Genomic DNA, 14,119 nt, shown 5'->3' on the forward strand with positions numbered 1-14,119 from the left:
GGCAAGCAAAGGATGGCAGCAGACAGCATGCATCATTTCCCCTCTTCTCCCGCCATGCAGGCCCGGCCGCGTCTGGCCCCGCTGCCACGCATCATCCGCAGGCTGGCGCTGCTCAGCGCGGGCGTGATGCTGGCCCCCGTGAGCCACGCCGGCGTGCTGGATGGTCCGCAGCCCGTCGAGAGCCGCCTGAGCGGCCTGGGGCATGGCCAATCGGATTTCGGCGGCGTCGGGCTGATGCAGACACCGACCGCGCGCATGCAGAAGCCGGGCAGCATCCACTTCTCCTACAGCCAGGTCGAGCCGTATCAGCGCTATAACGTCAGCCTGCAGCCGCTTGACTGGCTGGAAGTGGGCTTTCGCTATACCGAGGTCACCAACCGTCTGTATGGCGAATCCATCGCCGGTGACCGCGATTATCTGGACAAGGGGGTCGATGCCAAGATCCGCCTGTGGGAAGAGAGCCGCTATCTGCCGCAGCTCGCGGTCGGCCTGCGCGACATGGGCGGTACCAGCCTGTTCGGCAGTGAATATCTGGTCGCCAGCAAGCGCTGGTATGACTTGGACTTCACGCTGGGACTGGGCTGGGGGTATCTGGGCTCTCGCGGGGATCTCTCCAACCCCATCGGCTGGATACGCGACAGCTACAACGACCGTCCCGGTCGCGGCGAGACCGGCGGTGACCAGGGTGGCGAGTTCTCCCTCAACAGCCTGTTCAAGGGCGACATGGGCGTGTTCGGCGGCGTGGAATGGCAGACCCCGTGGGACCCGCTGGTGATGATGGTAGAGCTGGATGGCAACGACTATCAGAGCGAGCCACAGGACAACGATCAAGCGCAGGACAGCCCGATCAATCTGGGCGCTCGCCTGAGCGTGACGGACAACCTGACCCTCAAGGCCGGTTGGGAGCGGGGCAATACCGCGATGCTGGGCGTCAACTTCGGGGTGGATCTCGCCGGGCTCTCCCAGGCCAAGCTGGACCGCCCGCCGGAGGCCTTGCAGGCAGAAGCCCCTTCACGCAACCAGGTCAGCTGGCCTGAGCTTTCCCGCGAGATCCAGGCGCAATCCGGCATTCGTGTCGATAGCCTGTCCCGCGAAGGCACGGCGCTGATCGTCAGCGGCGAGAGTACGCGTTTCCGCTCGACCGCACAGGCCGAAGGCCGTGCCAACCGCGTATTGCACAACCGCCTGGATGACTATTTCGAGAGCTTCCATTACCGCCTGCGCTCCGGCGGCCTGGATACCCGCGAAGATGTCCACCAGCGTGCCGATATCGTCAACGCCGGTCACGACGCCCGCCAGCAGCTGCGCTATACCCATGGCGTCTATGCGCTGGCCGCCACCGAACCCGACGGTGACGAGGCACAAGGTGCCGCGCGCTACCCGGGTGAAAAGGTGCTGCTCGAGAATCCTGATGATCGCTGGAGCGCCGGCTTCTCACCTGGCCTCAACCAGAACATCGGCGGCCCGGATGGCTATCTGTATCAGGCCTACCTGCGTGGCTCGGCCGCCTGGCGTACCGATCGCCACGGCTGGCTCTCCGGCTCGGCACAGCTGACCCTGTTCGACAACTTCGACAAGTTCGATTACATCTCGGACTCCAAGCTGCCCAGGGTTCGCTCCTATATCGGGCGCTATATCGAAGAGACCGACGTCGGTATCGACAACCTGCAGTACACCCGTACCCACCAGTTCGGGCGTGACTGGTACGGCATGGCCTATGGCGGCATCCTGGAGATGATGTATGCCGGTGTCGGCGCCGAGGTGCTCTATCGTCCGCTGGGCTCTCCACTGGCCTACGGGGTCGATGTGAACTGGGTCAAGCAGCGTGAATTCGACCAGCAGTTCGGGCTGCGCGACTACTCCACCACCACCGGCCATGCCAGCGTCTACTGGGATACCGGCTACGAGGATGTGCTGGCCAAGGCCAGTATCGGCCGCTATCTGGCAGAAGATGTCGGCGTGACGCTGGATGTCTCGCGCGGCTTCGCCAATGGCGCACGCATGGGTGCCTGGGCCACCTTCACCGATGCCGGTGACGACTTCGGTGAGGGTAGCTTCGACAAGGGCCTCTACATCGTGCTGCCGCTGGATGCCTTCTTCATGCACTCCACCCGCGACAATGTCGGCCTGGCGTGGAATCCGCTGACGCGTGATGGTGGCGCCCGCCTCAATCGCAAGTTCAGCCTGTATGACATGACCAGCTATCGCGACATGGACGACTACTGGCGCGGTTTCGCCTCACAGGTATGGAAGTGATCCTGACCGCGAGCTGACCTCTGCTCCCGCAGACAACGGCCGGTCGTGCTGAAGTTCTCCTCAGTCACCTGCCGTGCCAACGACAAGGCCCCGATCCTCTGGATCGGGGCCTTCTGGTCTGCGCCTTCTGGTCTGCGCCTTCACTCATGCCTTCTTGAGCGAAGGCATGAGTGGGCCACAATCTCTCACGCCGTACTCACCGCCCGGTGAAGTTGTTGCGTACCAGATCGACCACGTCATCCATGCGCCCATTGAGCACCGCCTTGGCGGAGTAGAGCGCGGTGGAGGCAACCTGCCCGGCTTCGATGTGCGGCGGCATCACCAGCTCCATGCGGTTGACCTTGACCTCCAGCACCCCGGGGCCGTCCTGGGCCAGCAGGCTCTGCACTGCCTCATCCAGCTCGTGCTTCTCCTCGACACGCCGTCCCCACAGCCCCATGGACTGGGCGACCAGCGAGAAGTCGGGGTTCTCGAGTTCGGTGTAGGTATCCAGGATGCCCTCGACCTTCTGCTCCAGCTCCACGAAGCCCAGCGTGCTGTTGTTGAAGATGACGATCTTGAGCGGAATCTTCTCCTGCTTGAGGGTCAGCAGGTCCCCCATCAGCATCGACAGACCGCCATCACCGCACATGGCGATCACCTGACGCTCAGGGTAGGCCTTCTGGATGCCGATGCCCTGAGGGTAGGCATTGGCCATGGTGCCATGCATCAGACTTGGCAGCGTGCGGCGCTTGCCGTTGGCGCGGATATGACGCAGGCACCACACCATGGGGCTGCCGCCATCGGCGGTGAAGACGGCGTCCTCACTGGCATGGCGGTCCAGCGCCAGGGTCAGCTCCTGCGGGTGAATCAGATGCTCATCGTCGGAGGTGACGGCGGCCTCGTCGCGTGCCTCGAGATATTTCTTGCGGCAGCTGTCAAGCCAGCCACTGTCATCACGCGGGTCCACGCGGGTCAGCAGAGCGTCGCAGGTGTCCTTGACGCTACCGACGACACCGAGATCCACCGGATGACGGATACCGATCTTGCCGGGGTCGAGATCCACCTGGATCACGGTGGCCTTGTCCGGATAGAACTGGGACCAGGCAAAGCTGCAGCCCAGCAGCAGCAAGGTGTCACATTCCGCGACGGCCTCGTAGCCACCCTGCAGGCCGAACACGCCGGTCATGCCGACTTCGAGTTCATTGTTGGGCTCGATGAAGTCCTTGGCACGCGACGTCCACGCCACCGGCGCCTTGAGGCGACGTGCCAATGCCAGCACTTCTTCCTGCGCATCCTGACAGCCGACCCCGGCGTAGATCGACACCTTGCCCGGCTGATTGAGCGCCTCGGCGATGGCAGCCAGCTCCTGCTCACTCGGACGGATCACCGGCGAGAAGCGATGGGCACGCCAGGGCAGCGAGGCCTTCGGCTTCTGCGGGAAAAGATCCCCCGGGACGATCAGCACCGCGACCCCACCCTCCGCCAACGCCTTCTGCGCCGCGATGGCCACCATGCGGCGAGCATTCTCGGGATTGGTCAGGTATTCACAGAACACGCTGTACTGGGAATAAAGCGCCTTCTGGTCCACATCCTGCGGGAAGCCCACGCCCATCTCGGCGGTATCGATCTGCGAGGCGATGAACACCACCGGTGCGCCATTGCGATGCGATTCGATCAGACCATTGAGAAAGTGAGTACTCCCCGGGCCACAGGTGCCGGCACAGCAGGTCAGCTCCCCGCTGATGAAAGACTCGCCCCCTGCCGCGAAGCCGGCCACCTCCTCATGCCGCACATGCACCCACTCCATCTCGGAGCGCCGGATGGCGTCGGTGAAATGGTTGATGGTATCGCCGACGATGCCGTAACAGCGCTTGGCACCTGCCTCGAGCAGGGATTCGGTGATGATCTCGGAGACGCTATGGGCCGAAGAATGGGACTTGGACATGGGGGCGCTTTCCTTTTCCGTTGAGTTGCGGTGAAGGATGAGCAATGCATTCACTCATTCGAATAAACAGTAAACAAGACGTTGGGATGACCCGAGGAAATGCAATGGTGAGGGCGCAAGGCATAAGTGGCACACGGCGTTGCGTGCGGCGTAGCATGAGCCTGTGGCACCCGAGCCGCGAGGACCTGATCACGCCACGCAGCGTGCACAGGCGGAGTGCACAGGCGGAGTTGTGCATGCAGAGCACAGCGCAATGCTGGATGGAGCAATACTGGAGAGAGCGCAAAGCCGGAAAGTGCGCAATGCCGGAGAGAACGATGCTGGGGAGAACGAAAATGCTGAAGAGGATGGGAATGCAGTGGCCGATCATTCAGGCCCCGATGGCAGGCGTCTCGACGCCTCGCCTAGCAGCCGAGGTCTCGAAGGCAGGCGGGCTGGGCTCGATCGGCGTCGGTGCCACGGATGCCGACGGCGCCCGCAGGATGATCACAGAACTGCAAGCGCTGACCGACAGGCCCTTCAACGTCAATGTCTTCGTGCACCCGGCCCCGACACATGACGCTGCTCGCGAGAGCGCCTGGCGGGAGTGGCTGACGCCGCACTTCCAGGCCTTCGAGGCAACGCCCCCCGCCAGACTCGACACGCTCTATACCAGCGTCGCCGATGACCCTGACATGCAGGCGATGTTGCTGGAGACTCGCCCACCCGTCGTCAGCTTTCACTTCGGCCTGCCCTCACGCGATTTTATCCGCGCATTGAAGGAGGCAGGCATCTGGCTCATGGCGACAGCGACCCACCCGGAGGAAGCCCGCGCCATCGAGCGCGCCGGCCTGGACGCCATCGTGGCGCAGGGATTCGAAGCGGGAGGTCATCGCGGCATGTTTGATCCAAAAGCCGCGGATACCCAGCTGAGCACTGCCGCCCTGACCAGGCAGCTGGTAGACGCCACGCACCTGCCGATCATTGCCGCGGGAGGCATCATGAACGGTGAGGCCATTGCCGCCGCTCTCGCGAATGGCGCCGTGGCAGCCCAACTCGGAACCGCCTTCATCGCCTGCCCGGAATCCAGCGCCGATGCCGCCTATCGAGACGCACTCACAGGACCGGCAGCGCATGACACCCGCATGACCTCGATCGTCTCGGGCCGCCCCGCACGCATTCTCGCCAATCGGTTTGCCCGCCTGATGGAAGACCCATCATGCCCCACACCACCGGACTACCCTCTCACCTACGCCGCCGGCAAGGCGCTCAACGCTGCCGCCAGATCGCAGGGCGACACCGGTTTCGGGGCACAGTGGGCGGGCCAGGGCGCCCCGCTGGCCAGAGCGATGCCAGCGGGAGAGCTGGTGGCAATATTGGGAAAGGAATATCGAATGGCATGTAGGGCAATGTCGTTGCGGAGATAACGGGTCAGAGCAAGGCGCTGCACCTTCCGTGCAGTGCCACTCCTGACAGGCTGCCTCACTCTTCACTCTTCACTCTTCACTCCCCCTCACCTCCTCTTTCCTATCCCGTTCCTCCCCTACCTCTGTTCGCCCGCCTTCGACCCTCGAACCAACCTGAGCAGTGCACCCAATTGATTCTTTATTTCAAGGCGTTAGCGCTAAAAGTCTACCAATTCACATATAAATGAAAAAATACCTGAAAATTTCACTTGCGTGATTTACACCGCCGTCTATTTTCATTTTGACGCGAGAAGATTCATCGAGTGCTGCATCAGCTGCAGCGCATTCACTGACGATGGATGGGGACCTTGCCGGTTCAATGAATGGCGAAGTCCCAGCCCCCGCTCCCATGACAACAATAAAATCTGCTCTCGATATTCCTGTCGGCTCGTCAGGTGTCTGACGAGATCTGGCTGGAGCATCAGGGCCCCTTTCTGGAGACACCCCAGTGACAGCTACACGCAATCCCGCAGCGGCTGAGCGCGCTGGCAGCAACGGCGTTCCGCGCTCGTCCGGTCTGCTTGGCGACTACGACAAGGGGCTGTTCTGGCCCGTTCTCAGCATCTACACCCTGATCATGATCTACGCCCTGGCGGTACCGGAGCAGACCGGCGCGGCGCTGTCCGGCATACGCGACTTCCTGATCTTCAACTTCGGTTGGAGCTTCGTGCTTGGGGTCGCCGCGACGCTGATCTTCAGCTTCTATCTGTTGCTCAGCCCCTTTGGCGGCATCCGGCTGGGGCCGGACGACTCACGCCCTGAATTCAGCTATGTGGCGTGGATCTCGATGATCTTCAGCTGCGGACTAGGCATCGGCTTCGTGTTCTTCAGCGTCGCCGAGCCATTGACGCACCTCTACACCTCCTCGCATGTGCAGGATCTCAATCAAGTCGGCCAGCAGGCCGGGGTATCGACCGCGATTCTCGACACCTTGATGGACTGGGGCATGAATGGCTGGGCACTGTTTGCCGTGGCCGCCTGGGCCATCGCATTTCCGGCCTATCGCCTGGGACAGCCGCTAACGGTCGCCACCGGCCTCTACGGACTTCTGGGAGAGCGTTGCAACAGCAGCCTGTGGGGCAAGCTTGCCAACGGGCTGGGGGTGATCGGCACCATCGGCGGCAATGCCACCATGATCGGCCTGGGCGTCACCTCCATCAGCTATGCCTTGAAGGTGCTGTTCGGGCTCGAGTTCGGTGCCTTCGGTCAGGCCATGGTGATGCTGGTGATCATCATCGCCTACGTGGCATCGGCGGCGACCGGCATCGAGCGCGGCATCAAATACCTCAGCCTGCTCAACATGGTCATGGCCGGTGCCATATTGCTGGCGCTGCTGGCCTTCGGTCATGCCCCGGCGCAGTACCTGCTGAACATGATCACCCAGCAGTTCGGTGATTACTTCGGCGCCGTCTTCGTCACTCAGTTCTGGACCGACGCGGGCAGCTTCGAACAGCGCGAATGGGTGGGCTGGTGGATGATCTTCTACTGGCTCTGGTACATCTCCTATATCCCCTTCTGCGGCGGTTTCATCGCGCGCATCTCCCGCGGTCGCACCCTGCGCGAATTCGTGTTCGGCGTGGTGGTGGTGCCGATGCTGCTGTCGATCGTGTGGTTCAGCATCTGGGGTGGCTCGGCCGGCTATGCCGAGGTCAATCAGATCGTGCCGCTGTGGGAGAGCGTGCAGGGCAATCCGGAATCCGGCATCTACCTGTTGCTGCAGAGCATGCCCGGCGGCTGGTGGCTGTGCCTCGCGGTGCTGTTCAACATCATCGTCTTCGCCGTCACCACCTCGGATTCGGCCTCGTTCTTCTCGGCCATGCAGGTCTCCAATGGCAACGAGAATCCAAAGATCCTGATGCGTCTGCTGTGGGGCGTGATCATCGGTGTCACCGGCATCGTCTTCCAGCTCGCCGGAGGCTTCAACGCCATCAAGAGCCTGGCCATCGTGGTCGGTGCGCCCTTCTTCCTCGTCAGCATCGCCTACATGTTCTCGGTCTATCGCATGCTCAAGGCGACCCACGAGCAGCCCGCGACGGCCATGCAGCCGGCCCCTCAGGCCAGACCGATGCCTGCCGAAGCCGCTGAGCCTGAAGCCCCGAGCGCTGCCACACCCGCCACGCCAGGCACCACTGCCACGCCAACGCCGCACGCCCTCCCGGGATCGGGAAGCCAACCCATCCCGGGCGCGACCTGAGCGGCATGATGCGATTCACGCCGACTCGGGCAGGCAGAGACCCCAGAGCGCAGCACGCCTGGACAAGCACCGCCATTGATCGCCAATGACATTGATCACCGACAACAACGATCACCAATGACAACGATCGCCAACAACAACACGGATGGTGACCCACGATGACTGTCAAGCAGCCTTACAACCCTCACTACGACCCCCTCAAGGACAGCTCCCCGGGCGAAGGCGTGGATTATGCGCCGAGCTACTGGCGCTACCACGCCGGCCCGCCTCCCGAGGATGATGGCCCGGTCACTGACGACATGGAGGCAGACGTGGTGCTGATCGGCGCCGGCTTTACCGGCCTTGCCACGGCGATGTTCCTGGCGCGCGAGCACGGCATCAAGGCGGTGGTGCTGGAGGCCAATCAGATCGGCTGGGGCTGCACCAGCCGCAATGGCGGCCAGGGCCATCTGGCCTGGGGACGCCTGAGTCGCAGCCAGTGGGTCAGGAAATGGGGGGTCGACATGGCGCGCCAGCTGCACGCCAATAGTCTCGAGGGTTTCGAGGTCTTCAAGTCCCTGACCCAGGACCCGGAAGTGGATTGCGAGCCTCAACCGCTGGGCAATCTGCTGATCGCCCATAGCCCGCAGGCCATGCAGCATCTCGAGGCCGAATCACGCCTGTGCAACAACATCCTCGGTTACCGGACCCGAACACTGGACCGTGCGACGGTCCATCGGGATTTCATGGGCGATCAGGAAAGTCACGGCGCGATGCTGGAGCCCGAGGGCATCGCCGTGCAGCCGCTCAAGCTGGCCTACAGCTATGCGCGTATCGCGCGCCGCCATGGCGCCAGAATCCACACCAGCAGCCCGGTGCAACACTGGACGACCGAGAACGGCATCCATTATTTGCAGACACCGGGAGGCACGGTAAAGGCACGCGCGGTAGGCATCGCCACGGCGGGCTATACCAGCCCCAACCTCCACTCACTGACCGCCTATCGCAACATGCCGATCATGGCCAATTCGGTGTGGACGCGAACGCTGACCGACGATGAGATCGAGGCTTGCGGCCTGCGTTCGACCATCCTGACCACGGATACCCGCAAGCTGCGCTATTACTATCGGCTGCTGCCCGAGAAACGCCTGCAGATCGGCACGCGCAGCGCCATCAGCGGCGCGGATGCGCAGAATGCTCGTCATCTGGATGTGGTGCACGCCGCCATTGCACGCAAGTTCCCGGCGCTGGCCGGCATCGAGACACCATGGTTCTCGCATGGATGGATGGATATCTCCCACGACATGATGCCGCGCATCGTGCAGCCAGACCCCAAGCAGCAGATCTTCTACTCCCAGGGTTACAGCGGCAACGGCGTGTCGTTCTCGGCTTATGCTTCCAAGCAGCTGGCCGCGCTGATCGCCGGGCAGTCGTTGCCGGAGGTCCATCTGCCGATCTTCAACTCGCCGCTACCCGCCCATCCGCTCAGGCCGATCCGGCGCATGGGCCAGCACCTGCTCTACAAGTATTTCCAGATGCTGGACAAGGTGAGCTGAGTCACGCGCCGCGCGAGTTCCGCCACTGATCGCCTCTTATCACTTCCTGCCATCACTTCCCGACACGCCGCGGCGCACTCCAATTCCGTCGCGGCACCTCCCACTGGCATGCCACTCGCGGCATGCATGCACCAGAGACCCTTACCATGAACCGTGAACAGATGACCGCCATGTTCGATGCCTTCAATCGCCACGCCATCGATGAGGTCATGGAGTACTTCGCCGATGATGTGGTCTTCGACACCGTGTCCGGTGATGAGGCGCACGGCACACGTATCGTCGGCAAGGCCGCCGTGCGCGATGCCTTCGTGAACACCTGGACGACCATGCCCGATGTGCAGTGGGCCAAGGGCGAGTTCTTCTTCGCCGATCAGCGCGTCGTCTCCGAATGCACCTTCATGGCGACCCAGCCCGATGGCCTGCGTGTCGAGGCCGATAGCGTGGATCTCTTCACCATCGAGAAGGGCAAGATCACTCGCAAGCAGGCCTTCCGCAAGCAGCGACCGGCCTTTGCCCCAGCCGGGTGATTTTCACGCCCGGCGCACACGCAAAAGGCCAGTCATCATGACTGGCCTTTTGCGTCTCAAGCGTTATCTCTAAAGCCGCTATCTCATAAACCGCTATCTCGAGCCCTGAACCAACACCAGTCCCGACACGACGATTTGATAACGGCACTGACTTATCTCTCCACGCCGCATGCTGATAATCTTGCTGATGAAAACCACTTCACGCTTTTCATCTACATGAAATGACCCTCATTGCCTGACAGCCCCCATTGCCAAGAGGAAACCGGATGACCACGGAGACAGATTCCTCACAGGCATCAGCCGGCAGCACCGCACTCAGCAATGCAGAACAGGAAGACCGTCGTATCGGCAGACAGCTGCGCGACCTGCGCAAGTCCCGTCAGATGACACTCAGCCAGCTGGCGAAGCGCATCGGAAAATCCGTCGGCTATCTGAGCCAGGTGGAGCGCGGCGTCTCCTCCCTCCCCATCGGGGTGCTACAGGCCCTGAGTGATGCCCTCGGTGTGCGCGTCAGCTGGTTCTTCCAGCCGGGCGGGAGTGACTCGGCGGCCGAACAGGAAACTATCGTGCGCGCGGATCAACGCCGTGCCATGAATCTCAGCGCCATCGGTGCACGGGAAGAACTGCTCTCCCCCCGCCTGAGCGGTCAGCTCATCCTGATCATGACCCGCCTGCAGCCCGGCGGCAGCGGCGGTGAGACGCCTCGTGAGCGGCGCGGTGAGGAAGCGGGCTATGTGGAAAGTGGCCAATTGGAGCTGACCATCGGCGAGCAGGTCTTCCTGCTCAACCCGGGCGACAGCTTCTCGCTGACCGGGGAGGAACCCCACTGGATTCGCAACCCCGGCGAGACCGAGACCCGTATCGTCTGGGTGATGACGGGCGTGGAGTACTGAGCCCCTCATTTCCATGAGGCACCTTCAACGAGGCATCTTGTCCCGCGTCGTGTAATAGACGCTGTCGATATGCGAGAGCATGGCGCGTTCGGCGGCGTCAGGGTCGCCGGCGCGCAGCGCTTCGACGATACGTACGTGCTCTTCATAGCTGCGCTTGATCGAGCCATGTTCGGCCATGACCTGGCGACGAATGTTGAGCGCATAGGTATAGAGCTCGTGGGCGTAGCGGATCAGGATCTCGTTGCGCGAATACTCCGCGATCACCTGATGGAAGTTCTGATCCGAGAGCTGGAAGTTCACCGGCGAGTCGAAATGCTGGGACTGGGCGTCCAGCAAGGCATCCAGCTTCTTGAGGCCCGCGGCATCGATGTGCCGTGCTGCGCGGCGGGCGATGGCCGACTCCACCACGATACGGCTCTCGAAGACGCTCTCGATGTCCAGATTGTTGAGCTCGTCGCCCTGCTGACGTGCAGGATGATTGCGGAAGCTGTCGATCACCGCCTCACTGGCACACACCCGTGACTTGCTGCCATGCGAGACATTGAGCAGGCCATAGCCCGTCAACAGCGCCAGCCCCCCGCGCACGGTCTCACGACTCACTTCAAACAGCTGCGCCAGCTCACGCTCGCTGGGCAGCTCATCCCCATCGCGCAGCAGGCCGGTCAGGATCATCTCGATGAGCTTGTCGGCGAGAATTTCCTTCTTGGTCTGATTCTTCAGCGCTTTCTCGAAGGCGAAAGGCGTCTGGTTCATGCGGCCCCCACTGGTATAGATTTCATACCAGAATAACTGACAACCGAATCAGACGCACCAGAAAACCGACCATGGTCGCAATTTTCGAGAAATCCTTGACCAATCATCGTGCGCTCGGCTAGTTTTCATCTCAACTGGTCCGGTAAACCAACCAGCAGTCCAATCAAGTCGTGATATTTCACAGTCCTGAACCGTCCTGAACTGTCTTGAGAAGGCCCTCTCGCCAGAGGCCGGACTGCTGAGCACGCCCGACATCGACACGATCTACCACATCGATCGACAACGACAACAACGACGACACCACCAAGAGGCTGACCCCATGTCCGCAACACGCCCTGTCATTGCCCTGACCCTCGGTGATCCCGCCGGTATCGGCCCGGAGCTGATCGCTCGCCTGATCGCGGAACCCGAGCAGTTCGCCGAGACCCACAGCGTGCTGGTCGGGGATCAGTGGCTTTGGGAGCAGGGCCAACGCCAGGCCGGGCTCTTCACCGAGCTGCCACGCGTCACAAGCTTCGCCGAGGCCCGCCAGCATGAAGGCCTGTCATTGATGCTGGTGGAGAGCGTGGCACAGCAGGAGGTGACGCTGGCCGAGGAAAGTGCCGCCTGTGGCGCCTCGACCCTCGCGGTGCTGTCTCGTTGCCTGGAAGCGGCCCAGAACGAGGAAGTCGACGCCATCTGCTTCGCGCCCCTCAACAAGCTGTCGATGAAGAAAGGCGGCCTTGGCCATGAGGACGAGCTGCACTTCTTCGCCGAGACACTGGGCGTCAAGGGCTACTTCTGCGAGTTCAACACCCTGGGGACGCTGTGGACCTCACGCATCTCCTCGCATATCCCGCTCAAGGATGCCGCCGAGTACGTCACTCAGGAGCGCATCATCGCCGCCAGCCAGCTGATTCATGACTCGCTGACACTGGCCGGCGTCGAGCAGCCGCGCATCGCCGTGGCCGCCTTCAATCCCCATGGTGGCGAGGGCGGCACCTGCGGGCGTGAGGAGATCGATGTCATCGCGCCGGCCGTCGCCGAGTGCCGTGCCCAGGGCTATCCCGTGGAAGGCCCCTTCCCGGCTGACACCATCTTCCTCAAGGCACGCGACGGCGAGTACGACGCCATCGTGACCATGTACCACGACCAAGGGCAGATCGCGATCAAGCTGCTGGGCTTCAAGTCCGGCGTCACCGTCCAGGGCGGCCTGCCGATCCCCATCACCACGCCGGCCCACGGCACCGCCTTCGATATCGCAGGCCAGGGCAAGGCGGACGTGAACCCGACCCGCAATGCCTTCGCGATCGCCAAGCGCATGGGCACCAACCTGCGCGCGCTGCGCCTCGAGACCGCGTCGGCCTGACGCCTTGCCACTCTTGCTCACCCATCTGCGCCAACGTCATCCACAACAAGGATAATCCGATGAAAATCACCAAGGTCAGAACTCGCGTCTTCGAATGGAAAGGCCACACCGTTCCCCCCACTGCCCACTTCTGCTCCAACGCCATGGACGAGCTGTGGGACAAGGGCGACTCGATGGGCACCTTCCGCTTCCATGGCTGGACGGTGGTGGAAATCGAGACCGACAACGGGCTGGTAGGGCTTGGCAACGTGGCACTCGCCCCGCGCATCGCCAAGGCGATCATCGATCAGTACCTCGCGCCGCTGATCATCGGTCAGGACCCCTTCGACTACGAATACCTGTGGCAGCGCATGTACCGCTCCACCCACGCCTGGGGCCGCAAGGGCATCGGCATGGCCGCCATTTCCGGCGTGGATATCGCCATCTGGGACATCATGGGCAAGGCAGTCGGCAAGCCGGTCTTCAAGCTGCTGGGCGGGCGCACCAAGGACAAGATCCCCTGCTACGCCTCCAAGCTCTACCGCACCGACCTCAAGGGCATGCAGGAAGAGGCCCAGTCCTATCTGGATCAAGGCTTCACCGCCATGAAGATGCGCTTCGGCTACGGTCCGCGTGACGGCGTCGAGGGCGTGCGTGCCAACCTCGATAGCGTCGCCGCCGTGCGCGAAGTCATCGGCGAGGATGTCGACCTGATGCTCGAATGCTACATGGGCTGGAACCTGGACTACGCCAAGCGCATGTTGCCGAAGCTCGAGCGCTTCCAGCCGCGCTGGCTGGAAGAGCCGGTGATCGCCGATGACATCGATGGTTACGCTGAACTCAATCAGCTGACCAGCATTCCCATCTCCGGTGGCGAGCACGAATTCACCCATTACGGCTTCCGCCAGCTGCTGGAAAAGCGTGCCGTCTCCGTCATCCAGTACGACACCAATCGGGTCGGTGGCATCACCGCGGCGCGCAAGATCAACGCCCTGGCCGAATCCTTCAGCGTGCCGGTCATCCCGCATGCCGGCCAGATGCACAACTACCACCTGACCATGGCCTCACTGGCCTCCCCGATGAGTGAGTACTTCCCGGTGCATGACGTCGAGATCGGCAACGAGCTCTTCTACTACATCTTCAAGGGCGACCCGGAGCCGGTGAACGGCTTCATCGACCTCGACGAAGAGACCCCGGGGCTGGGCCTTGAGCTGAACAGCGACTACTTCGATCAGTTCAACATCATCGAGTGAGGAAGCCAT

At 62.4% G+C, this 14,119-nt stretch carries 10 protein-coding genes; 8 read left to right on the forward strand and 2 right to left on the reverse strand.

The features are described 5' to 3' along the window. The first annotated feature begins 27 nt into the window (after window positions 1-27). Window positions 28-2,256 (forward strand): YjbH domain-containing protein, encoded by a 2,229-nt coding sequence (locus OW493_RS16315; protein WP_271303453.1) that lies wholly within the window; start codon window positions 28-30, stop codon window positions 2,254-2,256. Between the two features lie 196 nt (window positions 2,257-2,452). On the opposite strand, the gene OW493_RS16320 is transcribed toward OW493_RS16315, so the two are convergent. Next, on the reverse strand, window positions 2,453-4,183 hold the full coding sequence (locus OW493_RS16320) for a thiamine pyrophosphate-dependent enzyme (protein ID WP_289864922.1): 1,731 nt from the start codon (window positions 4,181-4,183) through the stop codon (window positions 2,453-2,455). 335 nt (window positions 4,184-4,518) lie between these two features. Here OW493_RS16320 and OW493_RS16325 point away from each other — a divergent pair, with 335 nt between their 5' ends. The 5 genes from OW493_RS16325 (at window position 4,519) to OW493_RS16345 (ending at window position 10,777) form a co-directional block, all read left to right on the forward strand. Next, window positions 4,519-5,589: a nitronate monooxygenase gene (locus OW493_RS16325; RefSeq protein ID WP_289864923.1), complete on the forward strand. Its 1,071-nt coding sequence runs from the start codon at window positions 4,519-4,521 to the stop codon at window positions 5,587-5,589. Window positions 5,590-6,076: 487 nt separating this feature from the next. Next, window positions 6,077-7,822, forward strand: coding sequence for a BCCT family transporter (locus OW493_RS16330; RefSeq protein WP_289864924.1), 1,746 nt, complete (start codon window positions 6,077-6,079; stop codon window positions 7,820-7,822). A gap of 158 nt (window positions 7,823-7,980) precedes the next feature. After that, window positions 7,981-9,357, forward strand: a complete 1,377-nt coding sequence (locus OW493_RS16335; protein ID WP_289864925.1) for an FAD-binding oxidoreductase — start codon at window positions 7,981-7,983, stop codon at window positions 9,355-9,357. A gap of 146 nt (window positions 9,358-9,503) precedes the next feature. Further along, window positions 9,504-9,884 (forward strand): nuclear transport factor 2 family protein, encoded by a 381-nt coding sequence (locus OW493_RS16340; protein ID WP_289864926.1) that lies wholly within the window; start codon window positions 9,504-9,506, stop codon window positions 9,882-9,884. A 266-nt stretch (window positions 9,885-10,150) separates the two neighbouring features. Next, window positions 10,151-10,777, forward strand: a complete 627-nt coding sequence (locus tag OW493_RS16345; RefSeq protein ID WP_289864927.1) for an XRE family transcriptional regulator — start codon at window positions 10,151-10,153, stop codon at window positions 10,775-10,777. 24 nt (window positions 10,778-10,801) lie between these two features. On the opposite strand, the gene OW493_RS16350 is transcribed toward OW493_RS16345, so the two are convergent. Continuing rightward, window positions 10,802-11,530: a FadR/GntR family transcriptional regulator gene (locus tag OW493_RS16350; protein WP_084208310.1), complete on the reverse strand. Its 729-nt coding sequence runs from the start codon at window positions 11,528-11,530 to the stop codon at window positions 10,802-10,804. 319 nt (window positions 11,531-11,849) lie between these two features. On the opposite strand from OW493_RS16350, the gene OW493_RS16355 reads away from it, so the two are divergent. Next, on the forward strand, window positions 11,850-12,878 hold the full coding sequence (locus tag OW493_RS16355; RefSeq protein WP_141391963.1) for a 4-hydroxythreonine-4-phosphate dehydrogenase PdxA: 1,029 nt from the start codon (window positions 11,850-11,852) through the stop codon (window positions 12,876-12,878). Window positions 12,879-12,937: 59 nt separating this feature from the next. Next, window positions 12,938-14,110: an L-rhamnonate dehydratase gene (locus OW493_RS16360; RefSeq protein WP_077373800.1), complete on the forward strand. Its 1,173-nt coding sequence runs from the start codon at window positions 12,938-12,940 to the stop codon at window positions 14,108-14,110. Window positions 14,111-14,119 lie beyond the last annotated feature (9 nt).

This window comes from Cobetia sp. 14N.309.X.WAT.E.A4 (assembly GCF_030397495.1).
GTDB lineage: Bacteria > Pseudomonadota > Gammaproteobacteria > Pseudomonadales > Halomonadaceae > Cobetia > Cobetia marina.

Coding starts and splice junctions, on each gene's coding strand:
- OW493_RS16335 (WP_289864925.1), top strand. CDS start 7,981: ATGACTGTCAAGCAGCCTTACAACCCTCACTACGACCCCCTCAAGGAC.
- OW493_RS16350 (WP_084208310.1), bottom strand. CDS start 11,530: ATGAACCAGACGCCTTTCGCCTTCGAGAAAGCGCTGAAGAATCAGACC.
- OW493_RS16360 (WP_077373800.1), top strand. CDS start 12,938: ATGAAAATCACCAAGGTCAGAACTCGCGTCTTCGAATGGAAAGGCCAC.
- OW493_RS16315 (WP_271303453.1), top strand. CDS start 28: ATGCATCATTTCCCCTCTTCTCCCGCCATGCAGGCCCGGCCGCGTCTG.
- OW493_RS16345 (WP_289864927.1), top strand. CDS start 10,151: ATGACCACGGAGACAGATTCCTCACAGGCATCAGCCGGCAGCACCGCA.
- OW493_RS16355 (WP_141391963.1), top strand. CDS start 11,850: ATGTCCGCAACACGCCCTGTCATTGCCCTGACCCTCGGTGATCCCGCC.
- OW493_RS16320 (WP_289864922.1), bottom strand. CDS start 4,183: ATGTCCAAGTCCCATTCTTCGGCCCATAGCGTCTCCGAGATCATCACC.
- OW493_RS16325 (WP_289864923.1), top strand. CDS start 4,519: ATGCTGAAGAGGATGGGAATGCAGTGGCCGATCATTCAGGCCCCGATG.
- OW493_RS16340 (WP_289864926.1), top strand. CDS start 9,504: ATGAACCGTGAACAGATGACCGCCATGTTCGATGCCTTCAATCGCCAC.